The sequence below is a fragment of the Paenibacillus gansuensis genome (assembly GCF_042684925.1).
GTDB classification, from domain to species: domain Bacteria; phylum Bacillota; class Bacilli; order Paenibacillales; family DY6; genus Paenibacillus_N; species Paenibacillus_N gansuensis.
Window position 1 is genome coordinate 359,114 of record NZ_JBHUME010000008.1, and the last position, 26,746, is coordinate 385,859.

General features: G+C 49.4%; 35 protein-coding genes and 1 pseudogene. 5 read left to right on the forward strand and 31 right to left on the reverse strand.

The features are described from left to right. Positions 1–57 precede the first annotated feature (57 nt). The 3 genes from ACFSUF_RS13855 to moaA form a co-directional block, all read right to left on the reverse strand. Entirely contained in the window at positions 58–873 is an 816-nt protein-coding gene (locus ACFSUF_RS13855) for an undecaprenyl-diphosphate phosphatase (RefSeq protein WP_377603501.1), read from the reverse strand. A gap of 81 nt (positions 874–954) precedes the next feature. Then, positions 955–2,388: a bifunctional metallophosphatase/5'-nucleotidase gene (locus ACFSUF_RS13860; protein WP_377603502.1), complete on the reverse strand. Its 1,434-nt coding sequence runs from the start codon at positions 2,386–2,388 to the stop codon at positions 955–957. Positions 2,389–2,411: 23 nt separating this feature from the next. Next, positions 2,412–3,413 (reverse strand): GTP 3',8-cyclase MoaA, encoded by a 1,002-nt coding sequence (gene moaA / locus ACFSUF_RS13865; RefSeq protein WP_377603503.1) that lies wholly within the window; start codon positions 3,411–3,413, stop codon positions 2,412–2,414. A gap of 107 nt (positions 3,414–3,520) precedes the next feature. On the opposite strand from moaA, the pseudogene ACFSUF_RS13870 reads away from it, so the two are divergent. Next, positions 3,521–4,232, forward strand: a pseudogene (locus ACFSUF_RS13870) (molybdenum cofactor biosynthesis protein). A gap of 93 nt (positions 4,233–4,325) precedes the next feature. Then, positions 4,326–5,375 (forward strand): HD-GYP domain-containing protein, encoded by a 1,050-nt coding sequence (locus ACFSUF_RS13875; protein WP_377603504.1) that lies wholly within the window; start codon positions 4,326–4,328, stop codon positions 5,373–5,375. Positions 5,376–5,437: 62 nt separating this feature from the next. Here the strand turns inward: ACFSUF_RS13875 and ACFSUF_RS13880 are convergent, their stop codons facing one another. Further along, positions 5,438–6,613 carry a C40 family peptidase gene (locus tag ACFSUF_RS13880; RefSeq protein ID WP_377603505.1) on the reverse strand — a complete coding sequence of 392 codons (1,176 nt, stop codon included), beginning with the start codon at positions 6,611–6,613 and terminating at the stop codon, positions 5,438–5,440. 143 nt (positions 6,614–6,756) lie between these two features. Between ACFSUF_RS13880 and ACFSUF_RS13885 the strand changes: the two genes are divergently transcribed. After that, a complete protein-coding gene (locus tag ACFSUF_RS13885) occupies positions 6,757–7,185 on the forward strand; it encodes a hypothetical protein (protein ID WP_377603506.1) in 429 nt (142 codons plus the stop codon). 80 nt (positions 7,186–7,265) lie between these two features. Here ACFSUF_RS13885 and ACFSUF_RS13890 read toward each other — a convergent pair whose 3' ends face one another. Next, positions 7,266–7,724, reverse strand: coding sequence for a cupin domain-containing protein (locus ACFSUF_RS13890; RefSeq protein WP_377603507.1), 459 nt, complete (start codon positions 7,722–7,724; stop codon positions 7,266–7,268). A gap of 597 nt (positions 7,725–8,321) precedes the next feature. Between ACFSUF_RS13890 and ACFSUF_RS13895 the strand changes: the two genes are divergently transcribed. Next, on the forward strand, positions 8,322–8,549 hold the full coding sequence (locus tag ACFSUF_RS13895) for a helix-turn-helix transcriptional regulator (protein ID WP_377603508.1): 228 nt from the start codon (positions 8,322–8,324) through the stop codon (positions 8,547–8,549). A 290-nt stretch (positions 8,550–8,839) separates the two neighbouring features. Here ACFSUF_RS13895 and ACFSUF_RS13900 read toward each other — a convergent pair whose 3' ends face one another. The 5 genes from ACFSUF_RS13900 to ACFSUF_RS13920 form a co-directional block, all read right to left on the reverse strand. Then, on the reverse strand, positions 8,840–9,070 hold the full coding sequence (locus ACFSUF_RS13900; protein WP_377603509.1) for a LexA family protein: 231 nt from the start codon (positions 9,068–9,070) through the stop codon (positions 8,840–8,842). 11 nt (positions 9,071–9,081) lie between these two features. Further along, positions 9,082–9,288, reverse strand: coding sequence for a hypothetical protein (locus ACFSUF_RS13905; protein ID WP_377603510.1), 207 nt, complete (start codon positions 9,286–9,288; stop codon positions 9,082–9,084). 107 nt (positions 9,289–9,395) lie between these two features. After that, on the reverse strand, positions 9,396–9,956 hold the full coding sequence (locus ACFSUF_RS13910) for a restriction endonuclease (protein WP_377603511.1): 561 nt from the start codon (positions 9,954–9,956) through the stop codon (positions 9,396–9,398). 160 nt (positions 9,957–10,116) lie between these two features. Beyond that, positions 10,117–10,908 (reverse strand): M15 family metallopeptidase, encoded by a 792-nt coding sequence (locus ACFSUF_RS13915; protein WP_377603512.1) that lies wholly within the window; start codon positions 10,906–10,908, stop codon positions 10,117–10,119. A gap of 2 nt (positions 10,909–10,910) precedes the next feature. Further along, positions 10,911–11,192 (reverse strand): phage holin family protein, encoded by a 282-nt coding sequence (locus ACFSUF_RS13920; RefSeq protein WP_377603513.1) that lies wholly within the window; start codon positions 11,190–11,192, stop codon positions 10,911–10,913. 335 nt (positions 11,193–11,527) lie between these two features. Between ACFSUF_RS13920 and ACFSUF_RS13925 the strand changes: the two genes are divergently transcribed. Next, positions 11,528–11,995, forward strand: coding sequence for a hypothetical protein (locus tag ACFSUF_RS13925; RefSeq protein WP_377603514.1), 468 nt, complete (start codon positions 11,528–11,530; stop codon positions 11,993–11,995). On the opposite strand, the gene ACFSUF_RS13930 is transcribed toward ACFSUF_RS13925, so the two are convergent. The 21 genes from ACFSUF_RS13930 to ACFSUF_RS14030 all read right to left on the reverse strand — a co-directional run bounded on the left by ACFSUF_RS13930 (position 11,992) and on the right by ACFSUF_RS14030 (position 26,746). Beyond that, positions 11,992–12,318: a hypothetical protein gene (locus tag ACFSUF_RS13930; protein WP_377603515.1), complete on the reverse strand. Its 327-nt coding sequence runs from the start codon at positions 12,316–12,318 to the stop codon at positions 11,992–11,994. The genes ACFSUF_RS13925 and ACFSUF_RS13930 overlap by 4 nt on opposite strands. A gap of 243 nt (positions 12,319–12,561) precedes the next feature. Further along, positions 12,562–12,966 (reverse strand): XkdW family protein, encoded by a 405-nt coding sequence (locus tag ACFSUF_RS13935; protein WP_377603516.1) that lies wholly within the window; start codon positions 12,964–12,966, stop codon positions 12,562–12,564. Between the two features lie 14 nt (positions 12,967–12,980). Further along, positions 12,981–14,210, reverse strand: coding sequence for a hypothetical protein (locus ACFSUF_RS13940; RefSeq protein ID WP_377603517.1), 1,230 nt, complete (start codon positions 14,208–14,210; stop codon positions 12,981–12,983). Positions 14,211–14,222: 12 nt separating this feature from the next. Beyond that, complete coding sequence (locus ACFSUF_RS13945) at positions 14,223–14,789, reverse strand: putative phage tail protein (protein ID WP_377603518.1); 567 nt, start codon at positions 14,787–14,789, stop codon at positions 14,223–14,225. Beyond that, positions 14,786–15,862, reverse strand: coding sequence for a baseplate J/gp47 family protein (locus tag ACFSUF_RS13950; RefSeq protein ID WP_377603519.1), 1,077 nt, complete (start codon positions 15,860–15,862; stop codon positions 14,786–14,788). Before ACFSUF_RS13950 ends, ACFSUF_RS13945 begins: the two co-directional genes overlap by 4 nt. Positions 15,863–15,864: 2 nt before the next feature. Then, positions 15,865–16,236 carry a DUF2634 domain-containing protein gene (locus ACFSUF_RS13955; RefSeq protein WP_377603520.1) on the reverse strand — a complete coding sequence of 124 codons (372 nt, stop codon included), beginning with the start codon at positions 16,234–16,236 and terminating at the stop codon, positions 15,865–15,867. Further along, positions 16,237–16,485 carry a DUF2577 family protein gene (locus ACFSUF_RS13960; RefSeq protein ID WP_377603522.1) on the reverse strand — a complete coding sequence of 83 codons (249 nt, stop codon included), beginning with the start codon at positions 16,483–16,485 and terminating at the stop codon, positions 16,237–16,239. It lies immediately after the preceding gene. Further along, a complete protein-coding gene (locus ACFSUF_RS13965; protein ID WP_377603523.1) occupies positions 16,482–17,456 on the reverse strand; it encodes an XkdQ/YqbQ family protein in 975 nt (324 codons plus the stop codon). The genes ACFSUF_RS13960 and ACFSUF_RS13965 overlap by 4 nt, the downstream gene beginning before the upstream one ends. A gap of 4 nt (positions 17,457–17,460) precedes the next feature. Further along, positions 17,461–17,811, reverse strand: a complete 351-nt coding sequence (locus ACFSUF_RS13970) for a LysM peptidoglycan-binding domain-containing protein (protein WP_377603524.1) — start codon at positions 17,809–17,811, stop codon at positions 17,461–17,463. Positions 17,812–18,227: 416 nt separating this feature from the next. Then, positions 18,228–18,941, reverse strand: a complete 714-nt coding sequence (locus tag ACFSUF_RS13975) for a stalk domain-containing protein (protein WP_377603526.1) — start codon at positions 18,939–18,941, stop codon at positions 18,228–18,230. Positions 18,942–19,016: 75 nt separating this feature from the next. Beyond that, on the reverse strand, positions 19,017–21,332 hold the full coding sequence (locus ACFSUF_RS13980; protein ID WP_377603528.1) for a hypothetical protein: 2,316 nt from the start codon (positions 21,330–21,332) through the stop codon (positions 19,017–19,019). A 230-nt stretch (positions 21,333–21,562) separates the two neighbouring features. Beyond that, complete coding sequence (locus ACFSUF_RS13985) at positions 21,563–21,985, reverse strand: phage tail assembly chaperone (RefSeq protein WP_377603530.1); 423 nt, start codon at positions 21,983–21,985, stop codon at positions 21,563–21,565. Between the two features lie 29 nt (positions 21,986–22,014). After that, a complete protein-coding gene (locus ACFSUF_RS13990) occupies positions 22,015–22,482 on the reverse strand; it encodes a phage tail tube protein (protein WP_377603532.1) in 468 nt (155 codons plus the stop codon). Positions 22,483–22,485: 3 nt separating this feature from the next. Then, positions 22,486–23,805 (reverse strand): phage tail sheath family protein, encoded by a 1,320-nt coding sequence (locus tag ACFSUF_RS13995; protein WP_377603534.1) that lies wholly within the window; start codon positions 23,803–23,805, stop codon positions 22,486–22,488. Between the two features lie 3 nt (positions 23,806–23,808). Then, on the reverse strand, positions 23,809–24,000 hold the full coding sequence (locus ACFSUF_RS14000; protein ID WP_377603536.1) for a hypothetical protein: 192 nt from the start codon (positions 23,998–24,000) through the stop codon (positions 23,809–23,811). Then, the gene (locus ACFSUF_RS14005; protein ID WP_377603538.1) at positions 24,000–24,413 is read right to left on the reverse strand and encodes a phage tail terminator family protein; all 414 of its coding nucleotides are present in this window, start codon (positions 24,411–24,413) and stop codon (positions 24,000–24,002) included. The genes ACFSUF_RS14000 and ACFSUF_RS14005 overlap by 1 nt, the downstream gene beginning before the upstream one ends. A gap of 4 nt (positions 24,414–24,417) precedes the next feature. Then, positions 24,418–24,822, reverse strand: coding sequence for an HK97 gp10 family phage protein (locus ACFSUF_RS14010; protein WP_377603540.1), 405 nt, complete (start codon positions 24,820–24,822; stop codon positions 24,418–24,420). Between the two features lie 3 nt (positions 24,823–24,825). Further along, positions 24,826–25,185: an ABC transporter ATP-binding protein gene (locus ACFSUF_RS14015; RefSeq protein WP_377603542.1), complete on the reverse strand. Its 360-nt coding sequence runs from the start codon at positions 25,183–25,185 to the stop codon at positions 24,826–24,828. 1 nt (position 25,186) lies between these two features. Further along, the gene (locus ACFSUF_RS14020) at positions 25,187–25,567 is read right to left on the reverse strand and encodes a phage head-tail connector protein (RefSeq protein WP_377603544.1); all 381 of its coding nucleotides are present in this window, start codon (positions 25,565–25,567) and stop codon (positions 25,187–25,189) included. Then, complete coding sequence (locus tag ACFSUF_RS14025; RefSeq protein ID WP_377603546.1) at positions 25,554–25,814, reverse strand: hypothetical protein; 261 nt, start codon at positions 25,812–25,814, stop codon at positions 25,554–25,556. Before ACFSUF_RS14025 ends, ACFSUF_RS14020 begins: the two co-directional genes overlap by 14 nt. Positions 25,815–25,828: 14 nt before the next feature. Beyond that, positions 25,829–26,746 (reverse strand): hypothetical protein, encoded by a 918-nt coding sequence (locus tag ACFSUF_RS14030; protein ID WP_377603547.1) that lies wholly within the window; start codon positions 26,744–26,746, stop codon positions 25,829–25,831.

The window sequence follows — 26,746 nt, forward strand, 5'->3', positions numbered from 1 at the left end:
CAATGAAAAAACCGCGTCTTTCGACACGGTTCGATGGTCTTATTTTGGATCCAGGGATTAACGCAGCACAAAAAGGAAGAACAAAGCTGCCAAAATAAAACGGTATATGGCAAAATGAGTCAATGTAATCTTCTGGATAAAACGGAGGAACGCCACTACAACGATCCAGGCTACAACAAACGATACGATGAAACCTGTGGCAAAGAACGCCATGACGTCGCTGGTCATATACTGATAGCTGTCCAGTAATTCATAGCCGGTCGCCACCGTCATAATCGGAATCGCAATGAAGAAGGAGAAATCCGCTGCCGCCTTATAGCTAGCCCCCATCAGGAGGCCGCCCGCCATGGTCGAGCCGGAACGGGAAAATCCGGGCCATAGTACGGAAATACACTGAAATAATCCGATGAATAAAGCCTGTTTATAAGTAAGTTGATCCATATCCTCAGCTGTTGCCTTCGGATGGAATTTCTCGGCGAAGATGAAGAACAACCCGCCTACAATCAGTGCCCACAATACGGGAACCGTGTTAAAACCGTCGTCTTTAATAAAATCCTTAGCGACAAAAGCCAGCCCCATCGCCGGTACGATGGCCAGTGCAATATGAATCAGATTCAGGCCGTTTTTGCGGAAACCCGGCAGGCCCGACTCCCCGTCTCTGGCAAACAGATTGTAAATCCGCTTTCGGTACACCAGAGCGATGGCCAGGATGGCTCCCAGTTGAATGATGATTTTGAATGAATCCAGAACCGGATCTTTCTGCAATCCCAGCAGCTGCTGGGTGAGGATCATATGACCCGTGGACGACACCGGCAGAAACTCGGTCAGCCCCTCCACGATCCCGATAATGATCGCATCAAGAATATCGTACATATTGTCCCTCCACCGTATCTATTTATCTGTCTGTACAACCTACCCGCTCTAGATTACCACACATCCCGCTTCCCGTAAAAGCTACTCCCGGACTAGGCGGCAGACGGAGAAGGCGGCCTCTACCGTTCTTTGGTCACGGATTTCGGCATTAAGAACATCGCGGAGGAATTCCGGGAGGTAATACCTGACATCGCGCCCGTCCGCCAAGTGCAGATAACCGCTGCGAAAGGTGAACATATCGATAGTGCCGACAAGATATTCGGCATCGTCGTCCAGCGGCGCATCGCCGACGTAAATGGAGGCGATGCGGCTGTGCGCCGGCGCCTGCGGATCGACTTCAATCCGCAGGCCGTAGGTGGACAGCGTGCCCAACACTTTGCCGCGGAAGCCGAAGCCCCGGATCTCTTTCCCCGTGTATTCGGGGAGGAGAGACTCTTCGAGCGACATGCGCAGCGCACGGCCGCTGAGGCGCATGCTGCACGGGTTGATGGGCCCCGGGCAGACGGCATGCAGCATCGCTTCGGTGACGGCGCCGGCTGGCAGCCCGGCAAGCAGCTGCCCCGCGTTGACGAGGCCGATCGGGGCCCCCGTCCAACGCGCCAGCCCCGCCGCGAGCAGGTTGCCCAGCGGGGACTCCCCGTGCCAGTCGAGCGGCACGGGACGATCCAGCACGGCAACGGTGCCGCTCAGGGCAGCGGCTGCAGTGCGGCGGCCCGACTCGATGAGGGCGGCCGCGGCCGGCGCGCCGGCATAGCTGTCGACTTCGATCAGGCCTCCGCCCGTGTAAGTGACACGGCGGGCGGCGGGATCGAAGGAGAACTCCGCGCGGCCGACGTACCGGCCGAACTTGCCGGCGGCGCACAGCACCGTGCCGCCCATCCTCACGGGCGGATCGAACTCGTGGTGCGTGTGGGCGCCCAGGATGCAGTCGATGCCGGGAATCTCCCCGGCCATCTGCTCATCCAGGTGCAGCCCCAGGTGCGAGAGCACCACAATCAGATCCGCCTGCGGGCGAAGCAGTTCCGTCAGCTCCCTCACCTTCGCGAGCGGATCGCTGACGTCCCAGCCCAAAGCATCGTAGAACGGTGTAAACGCCGCCGTTACCCCGATCAACCCGACCCGGATGCCGCCCTTATCCACCAGGTGGTAAGGCCGGATCCACGGCGGCACCTGCCCGCTCTCCCGCTCCGTCAGGTTCGCGCACACCACCGGGAACGCTGCGCGTCCCTCATATGCCTGCCTCAGGGCGTCAGGCATAAACGTCAGCCCCTCGTTGTTGCCGAGGGTTACCGCCTCGTATCCGCTGGCATTAAGCACATCGACGTTAACGGCTCCTGCGGTGCCTTCCGTCTCGAGCCGCACGCGGTCCATATGATCGCCGATATCGAGGATAAGCAGTTCCTCCTCGTTATACAGCGCCCTGTAAGAATCAAGCACCCCGGCAATACGCGGCATTTGTTCAAAATGGCTGTGTATATCGTTCGTATGCAGTATGACAAGACGTTGTCCAGACACCGCGTTCACCTCCGCTTCCGTTGTTACCCTCCGATCTGCGACATCCGGCGGTCTGTCGGGAGATGGCTCTGCGCTTCGTCCGCCAGCTTAGCCGCCATCTCATGGTTCAGCGGCTTGATATCCAGTGCGCGCAGGTACAGCTGCCGGATCGCTTCATCATCCCCTACTGCAGGCCTGACGTTTAACTCATCCACCCAATAAAGGCACGGCTTTAGATTTCCTTCCGCCGTCAGCCTCAGCCGGTTGCAGTTTTCGCAAAAATGATTGCTTACAGGATGAATCAGCCCAAACGTTCCTTTGGCCCCCGTAATGCGATAATCTTCCGAGGGTCCGTTGCCGGTCAATCCGGAAACCCGTTCATAGCCATATCCATGTTCCGCACAGATTTCAAGCACCCTCCCAAGCGGAAGGTAGTGGCTCTTCCAGTTATCGTCGGCATGCCCGATCGGCATATATTCAATAAATCGCACATGAAGCTGCTCTTTCACCGACATGTCCAGAAACCGGCTGATTTCATCTTCATTAATACCTTTTAATAACACACAATTGATCTTGATGGGATGGAAGCCGGCTTCCGCTGCAGCAGCAATGCCCTCCATCACTTTCTGCAGTCCCCCGCGTCTGGAAATCATCAGGAATCTGGCTGGGTCCAGCGTATCCAGACTGACATTGACCCGGTTCAATCCCGCCGCTTTCAATGCGGCTGCTTTCTTCCCGAGCAGCAGGCCGTTCGTCGTAAGCGCAATGTCATCGATTCCGGGAATAGCGGCCAGCATGGCAATCAGCTGCTCCAGATCCTTACGGATCAACGGCTCGCCTCCGGTGATTCTAAGCTTACGGATACCCATGGAGGCGCCTACCCGGACAACCTCGGCAATTTCTCCGAAGCTCATGACATGCCCCGGTTCGAGAAATTCCATGCCCTCTTCCGGCATACAATACATGCATCTTAAATTGCACTGATCGGTTACCGAGATGCGTAAGTAATGATGGTTTCTTCCGAAACGGTCCGTTAATTGGTTCATTCCCTCACCGCTTTATCTATTAGAATTGTTATGTAATAGAATAACATTTGGCGCCCGAATATGGTATGCTAAGGTCAATTTTAGCACGAAAAGAGGTCGGTTTTCACATGCAACTGCATATCCAGCTTTTCGCCGCCTTGCCGGAGTTGATGGGCGGCCCTTTGCTCGACATCGAATATAAAGGCCCTGTGCCGCTTACAGCCGGCATGCTGAAAGTATGGCTGGCCGAGACGTACCCGCCGGCTTCGGATCTTTTGCAAACATCGTTCCTTGCCGTTAATCAAGCATATGCGGACAAGAACCTCGTCATTAACCCGTCGGATGAAATTGCAGTCATCCCTCCGGTATCGGGAGGCTAATCGTATGCCCGATTATGTAATTACCTATGAACCGCTGTCTGTGGAAGATACCGCAGCCAAAGTTGCGGATGACGACCATGGCGCTGCGCTGATCTTTGTCGGTACAACGCGGGAGCATACGGCTGGCCAGAGAACAGTGCTCCTGGAATATGAGGCTTATGTCCCAATGGCCCTTCAAACGATGGAGCAGATCGGCCGGGAGATCGCTGAGCGCTGGGAAGGGACCCGAACGGCGATTACACATCGTCTCGGCAAGGTAAGCGTTGGGGAAACAAGCGTAGTCATTGCCGTCTCTTCTCCGCACCGTGCCTCCTGTTATGATGCAAGCCGGTATGCGATCGAACGGCTCAAACAGATCGTACCCATCTGGAAAAAGGAAGTGTGGGAGGACGGCTCCGTGTGGAAAGGCCACCAGACAGGACCTTGGAACCCGCTTTACGTCCCGGACAGCCAAGAATAAATGGTGCTTTGGACTCAGTTTTTTGTTGTGGTATCCCCTGTACGGTGTTAGAATAAGGCTACGTTGTTATATATTTCATTAAGGGTGGGTTTGATGAAGATTCACGTAGCGGATGTAATGAACGGCGATCTATTGATTAAAGATGTGTTCAATTCGAACGGATTGCTTGTCATTTCATCGGGCACTGTGCTGCAGCCCTCGGATATTTCCAAACTGCAGATGCACTCCATTGAGGACGTTTCCATTTCCCCGCGCGAAATTCTGCATCGGCCGGAACCTCAACAATCCGAATCCTATGTACCCGCTCCGGGCCTAAAGAAAGAGTATGAGTCCGCATTGCGCGGAGTCGAATCCTTATTCACTCAGGTATTGAAGGAAGGCCGCTTTGACACAGCACAGGCGGATGAAGCATTTACCCCGCTTGCGGATCATTTCCGGCAGGAGAAGGATGTTGTTACCCTCCTGTTAACTTTAAACAACAAAGACGACTACACTTATCAACATAGCGTACAGGTAGGAATGATTTCCTACTACTTGGCCAAATGGCTTCAGCTCAGCGAGGAGGATGCGTTACTTGCCGGTAAAGCCGGGTATCTGCACGATATCGGCAAAGCGCTCATCGATTTGGCCATTTTGAAGAAACCGGGGAAGCTGACTCCTGAGGAATATGAGGAAGTCAAACTCCATACAGTGTACGGGCACGATATTATCCGGAATTCTATGGGAGATTCGATCTTTGCGACCGTGGCCATGGAGCACCATGAACGGATGGACGGAAAGGGCTACCCTTACGGGAAAACAGGAGAAAGCCTGCACTTGTATTCCAGAATCGTTGCCGTTGCCGATGTGTACTCCGCGATGATCTCATCCAGAGTCTATCAGGCGAAGCGGGACCTGCTGACTGTGCTTAAAGAGCTTCACCGCTGCAGCTTTGGGGAACTTGATCCGCTCATCACTCACACTTTCATTCAGCATATGATACCAAATTTTATCGGCAAAAAGGTTCAGCTCAAGTCCGGGGAAACCGGCATTATTATCATGAACAACCCTAACGACTATTTTCACCCGCTGCTGCAGATTGGAACTGAATTTATAGATTTATCCAAGCAGCCAGAAAGTGAAATTGAAACGATCTACTTTTAGGCATGTGCAAGCCGCCGTTCTCCACATCGGGGAAACGGCGGTTTTTGTGATGCACTGCTGTTTTATTTGGTGTACCTTTTTCCGTACAAAAATGTTCGTTTCCAATATGCTTTGTTGATGTCTGTAATTTGTACCCCGTTTTTAGGTTCGGGAGAGGCATGGATCATTTTGTTATTGCCCATATAAATTCCAACGTGCCCTACGGTCCGGTTGGACTTGAAACGGCCCGGCACATAGAAGAAGAGCAGATCGCCTTTGCGCAGGCTTTTGCGGTCGACCCGGATGCCTCTCGCGGCCTGAGCCCTTGCCGTACGCGGGAGGTCAATACCGTAAGCATCGAATACAAATTGAGTAAACGTTGAGCAGTCGAACTTGTGGGTTGACCGATAGGAACCGGTACCGAATTCATATCGAACCCCTAAGTAATTGCGTGCTTTTGAAATGACACTGCTTTCATTGACATTGACTAAAGCAGGTAAAGAAGGAATTCCCGCGTAAACAGCGCTGCGGTGTCGTCCGTTTTGGATTTCGTTCTGCCGTAAGGACGTTTCTTCCGTTTCGTTTCTCGCCGGGTCATTGGGATCGTCTCCAAAATCCAGCTGCGGATCGCCCACATCGGAGGGATCGTCGAAATGAAGCCCCGCCACGTCTACATTTGATGGATGCAGGACCAGCCCTTCCGGGCCTGCCTCGAAATTCATATCGGCTCCGAACATCTCTACTGCAGCTTCTGCCGGCGTATAAACAGCCCCGTTCAAAACTATGGACGGATGAGACAGCTCCCGTTTCTCACCCTCTCTGTAAACGGTGTTGGAATCTATATAAAACTCAAACTCTACCCCGTAATCCCCAATACGCAGAATCCGCTTGTCCTCATCAAATTTCGTGTGAAATTCCAGAACCTGCGAAAGTTGAGTGATCGAGACGTATTGCGTCCCATTCCGGTTCATATAGGGCAAAGTTACAGAGCTTGCCGTGTCCGTTTGCAGCACCTGAAAACGGCTCGTTTCATCCGGAACATTGCCTCGGGGTGACCGATTCCGGAGCTGGAGAATCTGTCTGCGGTTTTCACCGCTTTGAATCTGGTCTCTTTGTTCCTGCACCTGTTGCTGCGTCAACAAGCGGTCAGGGATCGTTTCCCCAGCCTGATGCTGGTTCGAGCCTCCCCCGCAGCCCGGAACAACTGCGATTCCTCCGGCCAATACGGCTGCGAGCCATGCATGCGGTTTTTTGCTCATGTCCATCCACCTCGTTTAGATTGCCAATATCCCGTTTAGCTTTTGGAATTCCCCCCTCTATTATGCAAAACACGAAAGCTTCAAGCACACATTTGTGTTACAATACCGCTATAACTTTGAGGAAGAAAGGACCTAGTAAAACCATGTCTGATCAGCTTCAACCTGCTTCCAACATTGGGGGGACCCAAGAGGAACAAGCACATAAAAAAACGGAATCTTTCCCCGGAAAGCCCGTGTTCCACACCCCGCACCCTTCCGGGAGACCCAACTCCGGCGTTTCCGGCTTAGGGAGACCTTGGACCGTAAATGCTTCGGTGGTTTGCGGCTTGCTGGCTTTACTGTGTAATCTGGCGTTGATCGGAGCGCCTCTGGGGATTCTGTTAGGGATTGTTGCGCTCGCTTTCTCCCTCCCTCATGTAACGCGTTATCCGGCTGCTGCCGCCGGGCTGCTGCTTACCTGCACAGCGTTCGTCATCTTAACGGTCTATGTGCTGACTGCGTCCGCTTTTTTATCCGACCCGACACTTTCACTCATATCCCTCCTGGAGAAGATCGCTGCTATGGACACCTGAGGAAACAAAGGAACAAATTGTTTTCATTCCTCATGAAAAAAGACATGACCGAAATGATGGTCATGTCTTTATTATTTAGTTTAGCCAAGTTTAAGTCCAATAGTGGCATTATCTTCCGGCGTACCAAGCCAATAGCCGTAGTTCATTGCTACTTCAACAAATTTCTGCAAGGCTGCCGGTTGAGGAGGTCCCGGCGGTACGGAAGCAGCCGGACGGCCGACTTCACTAAAGAACTCTCCCATTTTCACTGTTGTAGTAATCAGCAGGGTTACATTCTCGTTCGACAGGTTTCTCCAGGCGTGTTTCTCGTTTTCCGGAATATCCAGAATGTCGCCGGCCCGAAGCGTAATCCAGCGGTCTCCTGACCAGGCTTCCAGCTCCCCTGAAATCACATAAAAGGTTTCACGGTCAGCATGACTATGTACAGGCACAATTACACCCGGTCCGACTTCCCCCTTCATTACGCAGTAGTCTTGATTGTTAGCCAACTCCGTTAAATGCTGAATACGCGGTCCAAGTACATCTAAAATTTCTGGCATGTTTGTTTCTCTCCTCTTAATATTATATAGTTAATATCTTTTTCATAGTAAGATTAGCAAAATTGAAATGATATATCAACCGCCAATACAAGGTATTTTTGGAAGCAAAAAAAATACGCGTCCGGAAAACTTCAGACACGCATGTGTCAAAAGTCCCAACGGACACGTATTTAAAGCCTGCTAAAAAATTATCCGATACTGCCTTCCATCTCGAACTTGATTATTTTCGCCTTTCAAATCGTATCATAAAGTATCGAAAACCTTGAGAAATCAAGGTTTTTATCTCTTTGTTCATCACATCTTATCATATCTTTTCATGGGAAACCGGACAAAAAACGGACAAATAGGATTTTGCTTTCTCTCAAAAATCATTAAGGATAAACGAGTTCTTTGGGGTCTTAATTAGTATAGAATCTATTTCAGATGGTTCTTGCTGATATGCAATAAAAACAGCATCGAGTATCATAGGGAGTAACTCGTAATCAGGTTCAATGTTCTTGCTGAAAACTATTTCCACTTGCTTCATTAATAACCTCTCCCTAAATTCTCATTATATAATATAATGTTAATAGTAAATAATTTTGAAAGGTACCGGCTATGGCATTCCTACTTGGGGATTGCCTGCTCTTGGATCGACTAAAAGATGTCAACATGTCACAAGCTGAGTTCGCTCGTAAAATGAACTGCCAACGTCAATACGTTAATGGACTAATCAGGGGAACAGAAAAAATGTCGCTTGAATTCGCCATTAACGCAGCAGAAATACTTGGCTGTAACGTTCGCGACTTATATGTTGAGATACCGACCGGACGCAGGAAGGGATAAAAAACATCCCTGCCCCTAAAGTAGTTGTAAAGCCATAGCTTTACAGTACCATTGTAAGACTTTTCCGTGGAAATTTCTATCATTTATTGTCGAAATTTATCGTGTATTTTATGGGAATAATTTGATTATATTGGAAGTAAATGAGGTGATTAGAATGAAGAAAGCGCCCAAAGGATTTATATATCGACCTACATACACTCCCGATATGGAGAGGATGGTTAAAGCTCTGAGAATTATTCATGATTACTATAACAAGACCACCGTCACATCGGATAAAAAAGACACCACATCTAAAAAGTAGATGTGGTGTCTTTTATTATAAAGAGTGTCCTTGGTTTGCTTGCGTCCCAGGAGATGTATCCCTGCAATTTTAATTTAGTCATGAGCCCATGTGTCGTGCTCTGGGACTGATGACCAACAAGCTTCATAACTTCTCTTACTGTTGGCGCATACCTTTTCTCTTCAATAAATTGCTTTATCGCGTATAGAACGTCCATCTGTCTTTCTGTTAGCGGCTTCATATAAGTCCTCCCTAAGATGCAGATCCCACGCCAGTTTGATTAGGATCCAAAGCAAGAATGTTCGATTTCATAAAAGTTCGGAAGGATTTACTTTCTGTGCAGAATGCTTTCACGAGTGCGCCCTGAACAGCATTTACCTTGATGCGTCGCTGACTTATCTTGCCGATCTTGTTTTGATAAATAATATCAACATAGCGACCGATATATTTTTCTATCACAGATATCCCTCCAATAAATAGAACTTATGTTCCTATTTTATACGAATATATGTTCTTATTCAACACAAAAAAACACACTGCATTCCATTATGCAGCGTGTTGGTTATTTATTGCTGAGTAGCTGTTTCTTGCTTATTTGCCGGCTTTGCAGTATTCATCGCAAGCATTAGTTCTATCAATGCTTCCCGATTTATTAGCCTAACTTTGTTGGATTTAGCAAGTGCGTAGGCGGCGTCCGTATAGTCGTTGTTCGTAACTACCCAAGCTTCTGCAGCTCCGTAATGAGCAATAGCTGCGAACGCTTCCTGAACGGCCTTGATTCCTACCTTGGCTGAGTACCTCTTTGCCTGGACGACTATTTTTCTGCCATCTTTCGATATCACCAGGTCAGCGCCATAATCACCGGAAGCCTTGGTGACTTCACTGCGGTAACCATGAAATTTAAAGAGTTGTGCCAAGTAATGTTCGAAGCGATGCCCGTCCATTTTATCAATATCTGCAATCCCGGATCTTCTCAAGCGTTCAATTTTTCGTTGTTTAATTGCATACAAGATCCCCACAACGATGGCAACGAACAATAGAAAAATCACTAGGGATAATTGGAAATACTTTGTGTCAGCAAGACCCATTACGAGAAGTAAGGCTGCTCCTCCTCCAATCAATTCCACAAGTGGATCTTTCTTTTTTCTTCTCCTTCTCCGCTTAGCTACTTTAATTCCTACCTTAATACCTATCTTAATTCCCCCTTTTTGTAATATATCGGTAATACCTTTACTATTTTTAACTATTTTGTTCCCCGCCAGCGATCACGGCCAGCGGGGATCTTCTTTATCCGATAAATACCTTATTCATTTTGTTGTCGTACCGCACCGTCAGTCCGGTAGCCTCAGCCAGCTCAGCAGAGTGAACATAGCTAGTCGGCCCGATTAGGTTAGTAGACTGCATCTCCACCTTATTGAATATTGCCTTTTTCGTAGTATCGTTCCAGCCGTAAGGAGCGGAGAGTGCCAAAGCGACCGCCTTAAGTGGAACATAACTCCGGCCATTGTAAGTATATCCGAATGAAGCGATATTCTTATCCTTTACCTGGACCGCCATTGTCAGTTTTTTTTGCGGAGGAGGTGGCGGAGCCGGAGCAGCTGCTGTAGGAACTAGCACAGGTTTACCCGCAAGCAATTCCTTAATCTCCAAACCAAACGTCATCTGCAGGTGTGGCTTGTCCACAAAATCCCAGCGACCGCCCCATTCAAAACCTAGCTTCTCCGCTTCGTCTACTACTTCCATCCAGTCCGCCATACAGTCTCTGTCGGCATCCAGCAGCGTATCCCATGATACTTCCCTCCCGCAGTTAAGCAGCAGGGCGAAGTCGATTGCCAAACCGTAATTGTGATAGCTGTGGCCGCCGCGGGCGTTCGTCACGATCTTGCCCGGCTTTGTCCGGCCCTGGGCGTAAAGCTCGTCTTGGTATTCCTTAGATCGGGAGCCTTGTGTAATCAATATCTGCACGCCCCGAGTAAAACAACGCATAATAAGCGCCTGGGCCGCGGCCAGCACGACCGGATGCAGCCCCCTCAGCTTAGGCTCATTTTTCGACTGCAATGCTTGTAATGTCATATTCATGCTCATTTCCCCTTCCTCGTCCCTTCCCGGACCGCTTTAACAATCTCATGCCCGTACACAGCCAAGGCGCCGCAGATGATGCCTTGTAACACGCTGGAAGGCGAAACATCCTGCATCCACACTACGAACACGACAGCCAGTGCGGTGACAAAAAAAATGATGCACCAATTCGGCACCCGCGGGATGGTTTTCAGAGAATATCCAATCAGCCAGCAGGCTACCAACACAATAAAGAGCTGCGGATCCAGCAGCTCTAGTAATAGACTCAGTTCAGTTTGCGACATTAACGATCCCTCCTAATAAATTAATGCTACGATCCACCACAGAGTTGCAGAACATGGAAAAAGTAGAGAGAATATCAAATTCACATTACCCCTTTTACCAGATATAACTAAACGTGTTAAAGTGACAAGTGAGATTATAGATATTAAACTAGCAGTAAAAATGATGATCACGTAATCACCTCCACTTTAGAAAGGAATTTACAATGGAAATATTACTTGCTACTCTTGGTTTACTTTTTGCAATCATTCCTGTCCTCTACTTCTTATATGATCGATACTTCGTTAAACCTCATAAAACCCAGAAATGTTCTTACGATAATGCAGGATTTTCTTACATGAAAACGCATTGGAATGGTAAAGAAGCTATTTTGCCAATTTTCTTTATTTATGGTTTTAAAATTGTGAACAATAGCAATAAAAATATAACTTTAGAGTCGGTCAATTTGGAGTATGAAGTGTGCAAACTTAAAAAAACCTCCGAACCTTACTTTATTCAAACTAATAAATTAAATGAAGGTAATGAAGCCGTCCTAACAATCCACCCGGAAAGTAACACAAAAATTTACCTGACCGGATGGTCGGATATTAATTCTCTTCTTGGTAAATTAATTGAATCGCAAGCTGTCATTTCTTCGGGGATCGTCTTTCCCCTAGAAAGCACAGAAGAAGCTGAGTTAGGTAAGAAAATCTATATATTAATTAGAGATTTTTCAGGTAAAACTACTCGTCACAAAATCGAAATATCAAAAGAATTTTTTCAATACAAGAAAATACTTTTTATAAATAGTAGTGATTCTGACTAATTGCGTCTATTTAGTTCAGACCATACTTCCTTGAAGTTCTGCTGCATGTTGTGCTCGAGCGCGACCATTCCTTGCTGAATCTTCTCCAGCGTTTCCCCGGTTCTATCCAAATGGTCCATCAGTTTTTGCTCACGTTCCTTGCTTTCAAGCTTCTGCTCGGCATATATTGCCTGCAGCTGCTTCTCGCGCTCCTTGTTTTCTTCTTGCAGACTGGTGAGCAGTTTCTTCGTAACCGCAAACACGACAAAGAGCAGCAGTATAAATAAGATTGCGAACACATATTGTGACTCCGCGATGGATTGTGCCGTTTTTACATCAGGCATAGGTCATCTCCTCTCAAATAGAAAAGCCCCGCTTAAGCGGAGCCCTCTGTCGGTGCTGCATTCTGTTCAGTTAAGTATTGCTGGTAATCGGTTTCCCACGTTGCATCTTGATTCGTCTCGATGAGGTGACGATACGGATCTCGGACCTTATAAACTGGATATCGGAATTTTCGACACATAGTAAACCAATATTTTTGGTCATTAGCTGTCCAGTTAACTTGATTGTATGGGTATGGATACATATTAAGCGCCTCCCTTTAATACCGCGACTTCCGCGCGGAGTTCTTCGATTGTGGCCTGCATTTGGAATACCAATTCGAGAGTGTATTCATCGATTTCCTGCATACCCACCGTTCGCTCCTCATTGGTACCAAGCTGCTCTAAAGTGAATTGGTCAATATCCTGCATTCCGGTTGTCCGTTCGTCAATAATACGGAGTTGTTCGTCTATTGGCGGCGGCGTAGGCGGTTTCATTGCTTCTTCGGAGAGATATGCCTCCCAGGCGGCTTGTTGCTCAGCTTTGGTTGGTTTTGGATGGTTCAGGTCCCAGAGTGCGATATATTCCCCTTCCCCATCATCTTGAATAACGAAGTCTTTAACCGGCTTCGCATTTGGATATAGATATAATATCACCTTGGATAAAATCATTCCGATAATCCTCCTTATGCAATACGTGTGATGGTAACGTTAGTATAAAGTCCATCACCACTTACGTTTCTAGCGATTGAATTATTGTGTAGTCCATAAAGTTCTAGGGTGTCATTAGCAGCTAAACTTATGACCTTCGATAGATTTACCTGTACGTCAATGGCTGCTACATTCGGTCCCCATACGGCATTAGAGTAACTTTGCGAACCATTAATATGAAGCGCCGCAATATATTGCTTGGAAGCCTCTGTGTTGTTAAACAGCAGCGAGAAACTCACATGATAAAGCCCCGCTGTCTTAACTCTTAGCTTATGCTGCACAGTATCCCATTCCCCTAGTTGGTCCGCAGCTTCACCCATTACTTGTATTTTGGTGTACGTATTGGGGTTTAAGGTTTGGCCGCCTGTCGGAAACAGTCTTACGTGACTTCGAATCGAAGAAGTATTATCCCCCCATGGGTTCAATACATTAGATAAAATGAATCCTCCGCTTACCGTTTCCAGGGCGGCTGTTCCCGATGGCTGTGTTCCTGTCCTGGTAAATGTGGACCCGCTGACAGAAGCAATCCCCGTGGCATTGTTTGACCCTGTGGCATTAGATACCAGAATGTGCGAAGCAGCATCTGCTGTAATCCCCGTACCCTTGTTACTGAATACACCGTTCGCGATAATCCCTACGGAGAAGTAGGTAATGATTCCGGAGAATCCAACCGCCGCACCAATCGCCTTACAGTTGTTAAGTCTAAAACCTAACACCCGATTTACAACAAAGGCATCCCGTGTAATCGTATTCGCTCTTATATAGTTGACGGTAGTGGGTGTAGCAATTCCAAACAGTTCCAAGCTGTTAACGTTAACGGCATCTATATTTCCGCTGTTACCGTTGATGGTCAGGGATCCACCTCCGGTAAGACCTGTTACCTTAATGTCCTCCGGATAATTTCCATCAGCGAGATTAATTGTCACATTGTGCTTTAGTATGGATGGAACCATATCAATGGCCTTCTGAACTGTTCGGAACGCGCCGCCAGCGGTATTTATTAAACCTGTATTTTCATCGTTTCCGTCTGTTCGTACATAATAATTAATATTTGCAGTCGTTTGCTTAGGTACCTTTGTACTTACATACGAATCAATTTTGTCCCAGTTATCATTCAGCATCGTTTGAATGTTAAATGTATCTGTAGATGGATCTACTCCAATTACTTTTTTTAGCAAGTTTAATAATGGTGTGAACGATGGCAAAGTATGTCCCTCCTAATCTAAAAACGGAGCAAAGTCCGATAGTGGATGATTTTCTATTTCATTAATTGTCATGGAGTTAACTTCGTTTATGGTTAAATATCGGTATGAGTAACTAACAAGAAGATGTGAAGGTACAATTTCCGCAATCGCTTTTTGAAGATCGTTAATATTCGGCGGGGCTCCCAAGGTGCTAATAAAGCGGATAGTGAAAGTGCTACTTGCTGGATTAAAGGAAACATCAATTTCTCCGTTTTCATACGCCATGGCAACGTTTTTCATTAGCCGACCAGTAAATTTCCCGTATCCACGCATTTTAGCTTTAATAATCGCCCGGCGCTGCTCAAGCGGTTGCCCAGCTGCCGGCACGATGCCGAATTCCTCTTCCCAATCCTCAATACTCCATGTAGCTGAACCAACGAAGCGCTGAGCCAGCTGATCGTCTAGGTCCGACTGCAACTGATCAAATTGTGTACCTTCCGCCTGCAAGATGACCTGAACTTCCAAAACTGATCCATAGACAGCAGGAAGTTCTTCGATCATGTCCTTGCCTGCGTCAGAGGTGATTACGAAATCACTCATGTCAGAGTCACCGCCCCTATGACAGCAACGGAACCGGCAGGTACCTGTACGTTCGCTGTGCCGCCATTTAATAGCAGCTTGCTGGTGTCATAATCCTGCACGCCAGGTGTATCCAATAGAATGGTGCCAAGGCGGGCAAATTTCATGCTGCGATCCTGACTGTATGCGATGGAAGCAAGGTGGGCGATGAGAGCTGCCGTGAAGTCTGTCTTCACTTGGGCTAACGTCCGGGATCCACTAAGGACAACAGTTGCAGAAACGTTAATTGCAACGGTTGGAGCTGATACGGTAGTAACAACCGCTCCCGCCGGCGCTTGGCCCTCTCCCATTCCTTCGCCAAGTCCGATATTGGGGTCGATGTAGTCTTTGACAGCCTGAACGCTTCCCGCACTTGCTGGCAGCTTGTCCGGACCCAACAAGAACACTTTCACTGTATTGGGTCCATTCCAATTGGGCTGAACGTAGGCATCCCCTATGCCCGGCATTTCCAGCGCCCACTTCCGATAAGCGGCCCGGTTCCCGCTCGTCGGAGGGGTCCGAACCTGCGCGAAATATCTCACCCGGTACTCGTCGTCTGATTCTTCATCTTCGCCCGGTACCAAAACGCTAGTGAGTGTGGCCGTGGCGAGACCGTTAATATAATCCTGTGGAAGCAGAGCGCCCGACGGAATATTCCCCGTGGTCCCGGCCGTCTCGCACTGGAGTTTGAAGTCACCCGCCGCTAATTTCTCGGTTACGGTGAAATTCAGGCCGCTCGTCGAAAAGGTGCTGCCGATAGGGACATCAAACGGGGCGTTTTGATCATCCTTGAAGAGCCCCTTGCGTATGGCCGGCGTTGCCGCTTTTGGATCCAACCCAAAATCCGCCCCGAGCGCTCGAAGCTCGGCCCCGCTCGACGTCTGTGCATGCGACAGGCGATAGTCGGCATCCATTCGCTGATATAGCGTCTCGATCTTCGCCGCGGCAGGCGCCAAGGCCACATACACGATGCTGCCTTCTCGCTTATCAACTTCGGCAGGCACTTCGTCAAGCAGTTCCTGCATGATGGCATCAAATGTACGATCTTCATACATAGTTAGAAGCTCCTTTCTACGGCGATGGAGCCAAACACGGTAACCAAAGTAAAGCTCACGTTCATTTCATCGCCGCTTGTGCTGCTTACAAAATCCTCGATGCCCGTGATTCGATCATCAACCAGAAGGGCATCCGTAACGAGCTGTTGCAGCTGGCCGGAGCCTTCCACGAGGTTATCTACTCCGTAGTTCTCAGAGAAGATCGTATGTGCGAAACGATCCGTCGAAAGGATCAGAAGGGTCGTCTGCTTGACCGCCTCGATGTTATCAATCATGCCGATAATTCGGTTTATTTCTGGATCAAGCCGATAGGTTAGGCTCGGCTGCTGAGCCTCCTGAGCGGTGGTAGACGCACCCCCAATAGGTAGAACCATTTACACCATCCTTCCTAAAATCACGAACTGCTGGCCGCCGTCATCCCGAAGCAGTAGCAGCCTATCCCCTGGAGCAAAAGTCTTGCAATGTTCCAGGACAATTAAAAAATCCGCTGTGAGAGTAAAACGCTGATCGACGTTTACCTCAAGCGGATTGGTATTCATGACGGTGGCCGGGAAGAATGCAGCCGGCTGCGCGGCGCTGCGATGCTGCTCCACAATCGTTTTAATGCTGTCAATAATACTCATGGCTGATACACCCTAAGATTAAGGCTCATGGTGTGCTCTCCTCCCTTCCAGCTGTGCTGGCATTCTTCAACGAGATAATATTGGTCGATGCCCTGTTCCTTGATGGTCACCTGCAGGATCGTGCCTGCTCGGACGCCGACATACCCTAGCGCATCGATCTTGAATTTCCTCTGCTCCCGGTTCTTCAAGGCCATAAAGCGTTTCATCATGGCCTCAATTTGCGCATCATTCAGCCCGTCATCGACTTTTTGGTAATACGAGAGGCGCCCCCACTTGGCGATGGTAGAGCTGTCTTGATAGATGTAGGCATCCCGCTTCCCCGTCTTCTTATTGTCTTTGACAAGCTTAATACGGTTGTACGTGTCGGTGTCAATATCATGAGACAGCGAGTAGCCATAGACGAGGCTATTGTCTCCCAAAATCAGATTCACCCGCATATCCCGGACATGCCTGAGCGTGAGAGAGTGAAAATCATCGTACAGGACAAAGATGTCGCCCAGCTTAAGCAATGTATCGTCCAGTGCCTTGTACACCATGTCCAACCGCTTTTGGCCGTCTTGTGAGAATTTGGGGATGAGGTGTTTGGTATCTTCCAAGTATCCGATCACTAGGCCGGCGGCTGCAGCATTCTCCCTGATTACCTGTGTGGCTGTAATCTTTGCCCGGACGTAGGTGTCGGCCTCCATCATATAACGGAGCTGATCATAAGCGGTGAGTTTGATTTCCCGCGCCTCCGTCTCCTCGATGGTGAAGACGAACCCGTAGAATAACTTTACGCCGTCTACTTTCACCCGGATAACGTCCCCCGTATTAATTTCAAAGCTGTCCTTTTGGAATGTTGGCATGCGAACCAGGCTGCAGGTGAACACTCCGGCGGCCCCGATCCATTTCGTTTTCCAAGATGCTTCCGGAATCAGCTCCGATACATTCCAGAGGGTCCCGTTTCGATTATCGATTACGACTTCAAACAAGGTATCACTTCCTGTCCGGCAGCTGAAGTACCATTCCCACCTTGAGCCCTCTTCGCTCTTCTGAATCCGTGATTTTGTTCAGCAGTTGGATTTCCCGGTACCGGCTGGAGTCCCCCAGCTGCAGCTTTGCGATTTTCAGCAGCGTGTCGCCCGGCTTGATGGTGTAGGTTTTCTGTGGCACCCTCATATCCAGGCGCTTCTTAGGTTCCTTAATTAGCACTTCCGTGCCATCGGGCTTTTTGACGACCTTCACCTTCTGAGGTGCATAATGGACATACTCTTTCAGTTTGAGGGAATAGAAGATGTCACCCGGTGATCCGGCTTCTTCCCAGCGTTCGAACGAGGTGATCATCATGGGCAGAAATATCTTAGTATCATCTTTCGTTGCATTCTGTCCAACATAAATGAATCTAACGGGGTATCCACTAAGCATCCATCTGTTGATATCATTTACATACTTGTTTGGGTCAGGCGTACCATCGACTTTTTTATGGTGAATTTTATTATTAAAAGGATATATATTGCCTGGGAAGAAACATTCGAAACTAATTTCAGCAAGCTCCGGTTTATCAATTGTACTTATTGGGCCCGATCCAATAATATTGTAGTCTTTTGATACTCCGTTCCTTTTTATATTCAATTTCTCAGGCAAAACAGGGAAATCCCAGCCCTCATTTGCATTGTTCCATTGAATCTTCATTGTAAATGGCGAGGTTTCAATCATAATATCAATCCTCTCATAAAAAAAAGACGCCATTCGGCGTCTTAATATCATTCAATAATATTGAACTTTCTTAAATCCTCGATATTAAAGAAGTAATTCCCATAATAGAGTCGTATTCCTAATCCACTTACTACGAAATCCCCATTTGAAGCTGTTTTGAATTCGTCAGGTAACTTTAAAGTAGCTAACACTTTTTTGCGATCAGATGCACCGGTAGTGAATTCAACAACGTAAGGTGTAGTAGTACCATTGAATAAAACACCTTCAATTTTTAATAGCATACCCTCTGATATCCAGCCCTCGCTCATAAGGGGCGGCAACTTCTCCCTCTGCTCGTAGACAGCAATTTGGTATGATGCATCTTCTGAATCGGCATGGCCTTTGTATCCAGGCTCTTCTTCTTCCTCAATCACGGTACCCGGTTTCAGGATGCCTCCCTGCGGCAGCGTGGAACCCGGAGCTGGGTTAGATTGTTCAACATGCCCGCTCGACTTGCCGCCAATCTCAACCTGCTTCTTGGCTGCATTCCACCTGTATTCAACACCCGTGAGCTCTCCGATCTTTGCGAGCGGTATATATGTACGACCAGCATAATTCAAGATCGGTTGTTCCTTATCGGTGTAGACTTTACCGTTCACTATCACAGGTTTATCGAATAACGTCAGGACGAATTGCTTGGCCGCCCCGTATACCGGGACCGCGCTCGCTGCCGCCGCGCCTAACATCATGCCAATGGTTAACGTAATAAGTTGCTTTTTCACTAGATTCCCTCCCACAAATTTCCTCTTATCTTCCATATATCGGATTATACGAGAAGATTCGTGAGAAGTCACTAGTTATCGCCGGGTATAGTGACCGCTGGCGGATGCTGCAATGCCTTGTTCAACATCACTGACAATCTTTTGGATGACCTCATCGACATCCACTTCCTTGTAGATCGGACCGGTTGTAACATGCGTCGTCGGCTGCAGAGTGACAAAATTCTGAATGGCTTTCATTTCAGCAAGGTCCCTCATAATTTTCAGGTCTTCGCTGGAAATGTCCACCTTATCCTTAATCTTGCCGACTTCGCCAACTTTGCCCACGTTCGGGATATCTCCCTTGCCGGTTGCGTCCCCGCCCGGAAGTTTAAAGCCATCCAGCGCTTTGGATACTTTATTGACGATGCCCGCACCGGCCCGGTAGCCGTTATCAAACGAACCCTTCAGGTCCATTTCCTGCATCCGTGCTATATGCAGTACCTTCTTATCCGTCGTCGGGGCTTCCAGCCGGTTCATCATTGCTTTGATATTTCCGCTGACAGCATGTATGTTTTTTTCATCGATAAGCTTTGCGGGCTTTAAATTTCCAAATCCGGGAACGTTGTTCAGTCCGTTTATGAGAAAGTTCACGCCGCCCAGGATCATATTTATTGCCTTATTTACAACCGTCATGAAGTTCCCGGCGAAATCTTCCGCCCCTTTACTCATGGTGTACATGTGAGACAGGAACGTCATGGACAGATCATAAAACAGCTTCTTGATGGCGTACATAGGATCGATAAACACATTGATTAAAAACTCCGCAAACGATGCGAATACGTTGTACAGGAGCGCTACTTTGTTGTAAATGAAGGCAGCCAACGTATAAAACGCACCGGTGACGACGCCAACCATTTCCTGTGCAGTGACGCCCATTTTCAGCAGCCAATATACCAGCCCACCAATGGCAGCCCCCACAAGCAGGATCGGCCAGTTCAGATAGGCCCACGCTGCTACCTGCTGATAGATCGGAACCAGCATTGCATACAGCTGCCGAATCAAGATCGGAAGATAAATGTATGCAATAGCGCCCAAAACGCCCGCGATGATCGGCCAATATTCAATGAACAGGTCGCCAAAAAACATGGCAGCCCGCGCCGCGCCGTACATCAGGTTAGAAACAACCCATAACCCGGCACTGAGTACTTTAAAGAACGGGGCAAACCTTCCCTCGTCGAATGCCTTGATGATGAAGTCGAAAAGGGGTTCGAGTGCAGTCAGTGCGTCGGATCCGGCTTGCTTCAATTGAAATTTAAACGTCTCGATGACTTTTTCCCACTTGGCAGCCGGCGAGTCCAGCATTTTCATGAAGGCTGCTTCCGTCATGTTTTGCTGGTTCAACAGCTTATCCATTCCTGTGATAAAGCCGTCCATATCTCCCTTTTTCCCAGCCTCTAACGCCTGACTACCCTTGATCTGACCACGCCCGATATTGAAGCGCTCTACGATAGAAGCGTAGTCACCGGATAGGAGCTCTTTCATCGCAAAAGCAGCACCCTCGACTCCCTCGTCCTTGTTCAACTTTGCCAAACGCATAGAGAGCTTACTGAGTTTTTCCAGCTTCTCAGGATTCATGGTGTTAGACATAAAGGACATGCTCCCCGAGAGGGCTGCATCGACATTCTGACCAAGGTCCAGAGCTTGCTTGCTGATCTTGTCAAAGATGGCCCCGCCCAAGGCTTCGCTGCCGGCACGGGCGCTAAATGTATCCAACGTTTGCTGTTGCTCCATAGCACCGCCGACTGTCCCCTGCCAAAGCTGCTGTAAGCCCATAGCGGCGAGAACACTGGTGACGATGGCAGCTATGCCGCCTACGCCGCCGAAAGCACTGATTGCACCACCGCCGTCACCTGAATCCCCTGTCCTATTCCCGCGGTTAAAGATATGTGCCAGCTTGTCCATGGCAGAGACCAGGCGGTCCATGGATGCGGATACGTGACCCATGATGCCAGAAAGCTGTGCGTTCACCTTTAGTTCGACCTGGGCAACAAGGTTTCTCAGCTTGTTCAGAATGTCCGCACGAAGCTGTGAAGCCTGCCGGATGGCACTGGCGGAATCAAACTGGACTTGGAGCTGCAGCTTATTGGCCTTTGTGTTTCTCAGCGCTGCGGCAGCTTGTTTATTTACGTCCGGGAGTCGGACGGCGGCGTCACCGGCCTGCTCCAGCTTCTGCTTCACTTTCTCGGCTTGCTTAATTGCATTCCCGGTGTTGATGCTTAGTTTCACTTCGTTTCCCATTGCTTTTTGCAATTGGCTAGAAAGCTCCACTGTTTTTTGAATCACCTTGTTCACGGCTTGAAGCTTACTGCTGAATCGATCATACAGGTCCATGCTGGCTTGGATGGTTGGCATAAGGGATACCTCCTTTCTTTTTGTGATTTACTTGCGGCGCATACGGCGGCCGCCGCTTTTCATTGCCGGGGCCGCCAGTCTATTCCGCTTTTCCTTCTCGATCTTGTACTTGATGATCCCGATGAGAGCCGCTTTTTTACGCATGTCGTAATCAGCAAACTCCCACGGCAGGATCCCCCATTCTTCGAGGGCGGTCAGGGCAATGTTCCATTCCCCGTCGCCCCCCTCGATTAGTTTTTTACTTCGCTTGCCAGCTCGTTGATATCTTCATCGAACCCGTTAATTTCTTGAATTTTCGCTAGCAGGTTGGTGTACTCGCCGGGCAGTAGCATTTTCCGTACCACCGCGTCTGCACCGCGGACCCCGTAAGATTTCTGCAGCTCTGCGTCTTGCAGGTTAGGGAACACAACACAAGCCGCCGTTAGTTTCGCAAGATACTCCTGCATATTGGTTTCCGGAACGGACACACCGTTTTTCTGCTTTGCCTTCCGTGTGGACGAAGCGCGCAGTGCGTCATTCTCCTCTTCGGAAATGGCCCTGATCTGCCAGCGGACGGGTTTGCCCTCCGCATCCTTGAATCGTTTGGAGACCGGCACGCTCTCAGTTTCCGGCTGCGCCGCATTGCTTGCGAAAAATAGACTCATATCAGACATGTTATAGTTCTCCCTTACGGTTTATTGGTTTAGCCTAAAACGGGTGCTACAAATTGATCAGGCATGTCGATGTCTTCCCAAGTGAAATCGATATCTTCGTCCAGCTCGTCCGCGTCTGCATCCAAGGCGGCCATCACCACGCTGTCCAGGTTTACGCCTTTGAGAGTGACCGTTTGTTTGCCAATGGTGGAGTTCGGGTCCTCGTTTACGATGGTAATGTCGAAGTAAACGTCCTTCCCAGTCTTAATGTAGTCGTACATTAGCTTGCGGAACATGCTGGTTACGTAAAAGATAGTCATGGAACCCGTCCCGCTCCAACCCGTTGCCTTGCGCTGGGTTCCGCGTTTGCCGATGGTCTTGATTTCAGATTTGTTTTTCTCCGCGGTGGCCCGCAGGTTCCGCAGATAGAACATCTCATGATTAATGCCGTTAATTGTTATCCACCCACGGCCCTCTTGACCAGATACAATGTCGCCCGCTTTTAGAAATTCAGTCATAGATTATTGGACCCTCACTTTCATGTAGATTTTTTCGATGGAATCCACCGGCTGCACACTGCTGCCCACAAAAACGGCGTCCAGTTCATCACCTAAGGTGACGGTAATGTCCGTGAGTGCATCAAAGTTTTGTATGGCACCAATGCCTTGGTAAATCTCGGCAATCTTGACACATTCCTTCCGGAACAGATTACGGCCGTCAGCGTTGTTGCTCACCTTCCCAATGTAGTACGATTCGAAAGTGTCTTTCCAATCGTTCGCTAAGCTGTCCAGCGCCCGCAGAGAGCGATTCTTACGGAACGTCTTGCCTTTGGTTGGGGTGAAGCTTTTGAACGTGTTGATGTCCTGCTCCACGACAGCACGGCCCTTGTTCATGGTGAACAGGAACTCGCCATTGTTCAGGGCAGTAATGGTCTGGCTATTGGTGTATCGCGGGTTGGCGTCTACTGCTTCGTCGTACGCCGTGTAGGTCAGCGATTCATTGGCTGCCGCGGCCGCCGTCGCTCCCGCCACCCATGCGACCGCCTGGTCTGCAGTCAGCTTGGTTCCATCCGCCAACACAACCCCGTTTTTCACGCTGATGACGCCCTCGTAATCCGCCGCCGGATAATTCTCAACGACCAGTTGAATCTTGCGGCCTTCGTCGTCCCGTAGGCGCTTAGCGAAGGCAGCATATACGGATTTCAGCGTATTGTCCGTACCAACATAAGCAACGGTATTGAAGTAGTACAGCTCCAGCGCTGCCAGAAAGTCGGTGTGATCCGCATTGACTACCGCTGCCCCGTCTGTACCGCCCGCAAGCGAAGTGCCTGCTGTCGCCGTCAGTGCGCCAGCACCGGACCAAGTAACCCATTTGTTCGGGGTAAGGCCGGCAATATTCGCAACCGTTTGGGAATCTACCTGAACCCCGGACAGGAGAGTACGCACATCAAACTTCGCCGGATCATCGATGTTAGCTTGAACAATGATTTTCAGGTCATTCCCACGCAGCCCGCCGTATTTCGCTGTAGCCGTCAGGTTGCCGGCGGCAGCCGTAGCCTTTACCCCGGCATTAAGCCGGTACAGTAGTACCGTTTTGGCTCGTTTCAATGCTTCCTTGATGAGAAGCAGCTGGGAGGCTGTGATATCGTAACCCAGCCGTTCGAAGACGTCCTCACCGGCATTCACTTCGATGATTTCCTTTGCCGGACCCCAAGGAAGAACCAATTGCAACGCCGTGATCCCTCGGGTGCCTAATGTGGCAAGGGACTGCCCTTCACTTTCGAAGTTGATGAATACGCCTGGTCTTACTTTGTTTTGCACGGAATAAGTTCCACCCGCCATAGGTTACTTCGCCTCCTGGTTATAGAACTTCCGGAGAAGCTCGTCGATTTGCTTGAGAGAAAAGGTTCGACCATCCTCAAGTAATGCCTGAAGCACGTCCCGATCCGCAGCATACTTTTGCGATTGAAGTATCTGCGCTTTTTCGTAACTTGGGACGAATTCCGCTTCTGTTTCTTTATCTCGTTGTGCCGCCATTAGGCGTTCACCTCCGTATTCATCGTCCGCATTGGCGTGCCCGCTGGCACCGCCTGCATGACATGGAAATTAAAGTCCACAAAAAAATGCAGCACGTCGTCGATGACTTCATGCCGCATTCCACTCCCTCGTAGCTGACCTCCGGGTACCGTGATGTACCGCAGGCCGCTGATCAGCGTTTCCGCGATGCTATATGCTTCCTTATTGGAGCAGTTGAATAAATGTATGTCAAAAGCGTGGGTACGCTTATGGCGATGGTGTAGGAGGTGTTCACTGCCGCCTTGAAGCAGCTTGACGTAAAAATGCTTACCCTTCCCGATTCCCTGCTGTGGACGCTCACCAAAGCGCCCTATCGCCGGAAACAGTTCGGCCAGCTTTTCGAAGATGCCGTCACGCACGTCATTAATATCCATGCTTTCACCTCATATGCTTATCAATAAACTGCTGCATTTTCCGGTCCATTAACTTGGGCATTTCCTCTTCAATTTCCTTGATGGATAGGGTCAGCATGAATTTGCCGTCCACCCATCCCATATGGTCCGGCGTTCGATGGCCGTACTCCACGTACAAGGAGTATTCGACCGGATTAATAATTTCGATTTGGACGCCCGTTGCCGTCCGTTGGATCTGCCCGATGGTCCACCCGCGCCGGAGATCCCCGGTTACACCCACCGGTGAACGGGCAATCGTTTTAGCAAGCAGCCTTCCTGCAATCTCCCGGATACATTCATCCATAAACCTTGGGAAGTCCCGGTCCATCGCCTCTACGACCTTTTGCATGTCCTTGAGATCGTCAAAGTTGAAATCCCCTATGCCCGCCATAGCTTACGCATACCCTTCTCGCGATAGGTTAATTTCCTGATGCGTGCTGTAAGGGAATGGTTCGCCGGCCGTGAACTGCAGCACCGTTTCGCCGCGGGTGATCGTCACGGAATCCCCTTGCTTGATGACAAGCTCTGGCGAAATAAACAGCTTAGCATCGTACCGGATGTCGTTCTGCGCTTCCGTTTGATTGTTCCGGCCTAGTCCCTGTTGGGATAAGCGGCAAGGCTGGTTTTCGTAGACGGCAATAGGCTGCATAACAGTTTCATGGTTTGGCGCTTCCACTAGTCCCCGGCGCTGAATGGTCGCTCGGTCCGTGTACATTTTCTCAAGCACTTGGCGATATCGATTGGTGGGGATCACACTACCACCTCACACGGCGGAAGGCATTCAGCTCCGCCCGGTAATCAAATACCATGTTATCCAGCACAAGCATGGGCTGAACGGCTGCCGCCGGCTTGCCCGTCTTAACGGATGTGTCGCCTATACTGATCTCGAATTGTTCCTCATCCACCGGATCCGGGAAGAGGATCGCTTTTTGTTCGGCAGCTACCGCCGTGGCTGCCAAGGATGCCCAGGTAAAACGAAGGTCCTCCGGAATCTCCGGGATATTGCAGTAATGTTTGATCCGCTTCTCAGCCTCGTCAACGTAGATGCCAAGGAGATCATCATGCTGCCCGTCATTGACGGGCAGATTCAGCTTCTGCTTGACGATACTCTTGACCTCTTCTTTACTGGCCGGCATCTTGCTTGCCACCTTCGAGGAGGGCGATGATCTCCTCTTTCTTCGTAGCGCCTTTCAGGTCCACACCTTGCTTTTCAGCGTGTTCTTTCAGCTGGGGAATGGTTAAGTCCTCCAGCCGGAGATCCTTGTCCTTGTCGGGTTCCTCGATGGGCTGCTCTACTTCTTTGAATCCTTCGGAAAGGAGACGGGTCTTCTCCGCCTCCGTAGCTACGATACGATGCACATTATCACGTTTCAGCTCATACATAGGTTCGTTCCTCCTTAGGCGCCCGTTCTGACGAATACAGACGGCAGCGCGTTGTCCAGGATCCACAGTTCGTGGTATTTGCGGTAATCGATCTTCCACGCGTCCGCCTTTTGGTTGGTTGCTGGATCGAAAATGCGCATGTTGTCCGTTTTGGAAATGGCAATCGGCACATTGCGCGGGGTGATAATCCAGTGAACATCTTTCGCCCCGGCCGCTGGAACGAAACCGCCCGCCTCCTGCCCGGCTGTTTTCCCGTCACGGAACACATAGGCCGTTTTCATTCGTGCGGATGGCACAGGCTTAATCGGATTGCTGTCGATTGCCTTGATTTGCGTCTTCACGTCGCCTTGGGAGAACTCCACGACATTCAGCTGCTTCGCCAAGTCCGGCGTATTGCTCAACACACCCGTCAAGATCGTGCTCATGGTGATTACCAAGGGAACCTCACCAATAACGTCCTGGATGGCGTAAATGTCCTGTTTCAGTTGTTTCAGGATCGTGGCTTCATCCGGTGTGTACGTTGCCGAACGACCGCCGCCAATGGCTACGGAAGCGATCTTGCTGTATCGGTAGGCGTCTACCTCCGGAATAACCTTCGTGCGCTGAAACTCGCCCATGACCGCTGCTGCCGTTGCCACAAAGTTTGTTTCGTTGACGTCCATGCTGTCCAGCTGGAACGTCCGGCCCCGGTCCTGCGTCATCTGGCGGGTTTCGTAACCGAATGTCACAGCACCCTCAACAAAGCCGTTTGTCCTGTCGTAGTTACCCAGCGCATCCATGTTAAGTTTCGGGATTTTCACCTCATTACCGCCATTGTACTGAACCAGGCTTGCGTTGGGCTCCATCCATCCGGATGTGGCCTGGGCAATCATTTGCTTGTCCAGTGTGGCTTGAAACAGTTTTGCGTACTCCAATGTGTTTGCTACTCCCAT

What these genes read in the sequence shown, in the direction of transcription:
- ACFSUF_RS13855 (WP_377603501.1), bottom strand. Translation starts at nt 873, where the DNA reads ATGTACGATATTCTTGATGCGATCATTATCGGGATCGTGGAGGGGCTG.
- moaA (WP_377603503.1), bottom strand. Translation starts at nt 3,413, where the DNA reads ATGAACCAATTAACGGACCGTTTCGGAAGAAACCATCATTACTTACGC.
- ACFSUF_RS13875 (WP_377603504.1), top strand. Translation starts at nt 4,326, where the DNA reads ATGAAGATTCACGTAGCGGATGTAATGAACGGCGATCTATTGATTAAA.
- ACFSUF_RS13880 (WP_377603505.1), bottom strand. Translation starts at nt 6,613, where the DNA reads ATGAGCAAAAAACCGCATGCATGGCTCGCAGCCGTATTGGCCGGAGGA.
- ACFSUF_RS13885 (WP_377603506.1), top strand. Translation starts at nt 6,757, where the DNA reads ATGTCTGATCAGCTTCAACCTGCTTCCAACATTGGGGGGACCCAAGAG.
- ACFSUF_RS13890 (WP_377603507.1), bottom strand. Translation starts at nt 7,724, where the DNA reads ATGCCAGAAATTTTAGATGTACTTGGACCGCGTATTCAGCATTTAACG.
- ACFSUF_RS13895 (WP_377603508.1), top strand. Translation starts at nt 8,322, where the DNA reads ATGGCATTCCTACTTGGGGATTGCCTGCTCTTGGATCGACTAAAAGAT.
- ACFSUF_RS13900 (WP_377603509.1), bottom strand. Translation starts at nt 9,070, where the DNA reads ATGAAGCCGCTAACAGAAAGACAGATGGACGTTCTATACGCGATAAAG.
- ACFSUF_RS13915 (WP_377603512.1), bottom strand. Translation starts at nt 10,908, where the DNA reads ATGAATATGACATTACAAGCATTGCAGTCGAAAAATGAGCCTAAGCTG.
- ACFSUF_RS13920 (WP_377603513.1), bottom strand. Translation starts at nt 11,192, where the DNA reads ATGTCGCAAACTGAACTGAGTCTATTACTAGAGCTGCTGGATCCGCAG.
- ACFSUF_RS13925 (WP_377603514.1), top strand. Translation starts at nt 11,528, where the DNA reads ATGAAAACGCATTGGAATGGTAAAGAAGCTATTTTGCCAATTTTCTTT.
- ACFSUF_RS13930 (WP_377603515.1), bottom strand. Translation starts at nt 12,318, where the DNA reads ATGCCTGATGTAAAAACGGCACAATCCATCGCGGAGTCACAATATGTG.
- ACFSUF_RS13935 (WP_377603516.1), bottom strand. Translation starts at nt 12,966, where the DNA reads ATGATTTTATCCAAGGTGATATTATATCTATATCCAAATGCGAAGCCG.
- ACFSUF_RS13945 (WP_377603518.1), bottom strand. Translation starts at nt 14,789, where the DNA reads ATGAGTGATTTCGTAATCACCTCTGACGCAGGCAAGGACATGATCGAA.
- ACFSUF_RS13950 (WP_377603519.1), bottom strand. Translation starts at nt 15,862, where the DNA reads ATGTATGAAGATCGTACATTTGATGCCATCATGCAGGAACTGCTTGAC.
- ACFSUF_RS13955 (WP_377603520.1), bottom strand. Translation starts at nt 16,236, where the DNA reads ATGGTTCTACCTATTGGGGGTGCGTCTACCACCGCTCAGGAGGCTCAG.
- ACFSUF_RS13960 (WP_377603522.1), bottom strand. Translation starts at nt 16,485, where the DNA reads ATGAGTATTATTGACAGCATTAAAACGATTGTGGAGCAGCATCGCAGC.
- ACFSUF_RS13970 (WP_377603524.1), bottom strand. Translation starts at nt 17,811, where the DNA reads ATGATGATCACCTCGTTCGAACGCTGGGAAGAAGCCGGATCACCGGGT.
- ACFSUF_RS13980 (WP_377603528.1), bottom strand. Translation starts at nt 21,332, where the DNA reads ATGCCAACCATCCAAGCCAGCATGGACCTGTATGATCGATTCAGCAGT.
- ACFSUF_RS13985 (WP_377603530.1), bottom strand. Translation starts at nt 21,985, where the DNA reads ATGTCTGATATGAGTCTATTTTTCGCAAGCAATGCGGCGCAGCCGGAA.
- ACFSUF_RS13990 (WP_377603532.1), bottom strand. Translation starts at nt 22,482, where the DNA reads ATGACTGAATTTCTAAAAGCGGGCGACATTGTATCTGGTCAAGAGGGC.
- ACFSUF_RS13995 (WP_377603534.1), bottom strand. Translation starts at nt 23,805, where the DNA reads ATGGCGGGTGGAACTTATTCCGTGCAAAACAAAGTAAGACCAGGCGTA.
- ACFSUF_RS14000 (WP_377603536.1), bottom strand. Translation starts at nt 24,000, where the DNA reads ATGGCGGCACAACGAGATAAAGAAACAGAAGCGGAATTCGTCCCAAGT.
- ACFSUF_RS14005 (WP_377603538.1), bottom strand. Translation starts at nt 24,413, where the DNA reads ATGGATATTAATGACGTGCGTGACGGCATCTTCGAAAAGCTGGCCGAA.
- ACFSUF_RS14010 (WP_377603540.1), bottom strand. Translation starts at nt 24,822, where the DNA reads ATGGCGGGCATAGGGGATTTCAACTTTGACGATCTCAAGGACATGCAA.
- ACFSUF_RS14020 (WP_377603544.1), bottom strand. Translation starts at nt 25,567, where the DNA reads ATGCCGGCCAGTAAAGAAGAGGTCAAGAGTATCGTCAAGCAGAAGCTG.
- ACFSUF_RS14025 (WP_377603546.1), bottom strand. Translation starts at nt 25,814, where the DNA reads ATGTATGAGCTGAAACGTGATAATGTGCATCGTATCGTAGCTACGGAG.
- ACFSUF_RS14030 (WP_377603547.1), bottom strand. Translation starts at nt 26,746, where the DNA reads ATGGGAGTAGCAAACACATTGGAGTACGCAAAACTGTTTCAAGCCACA.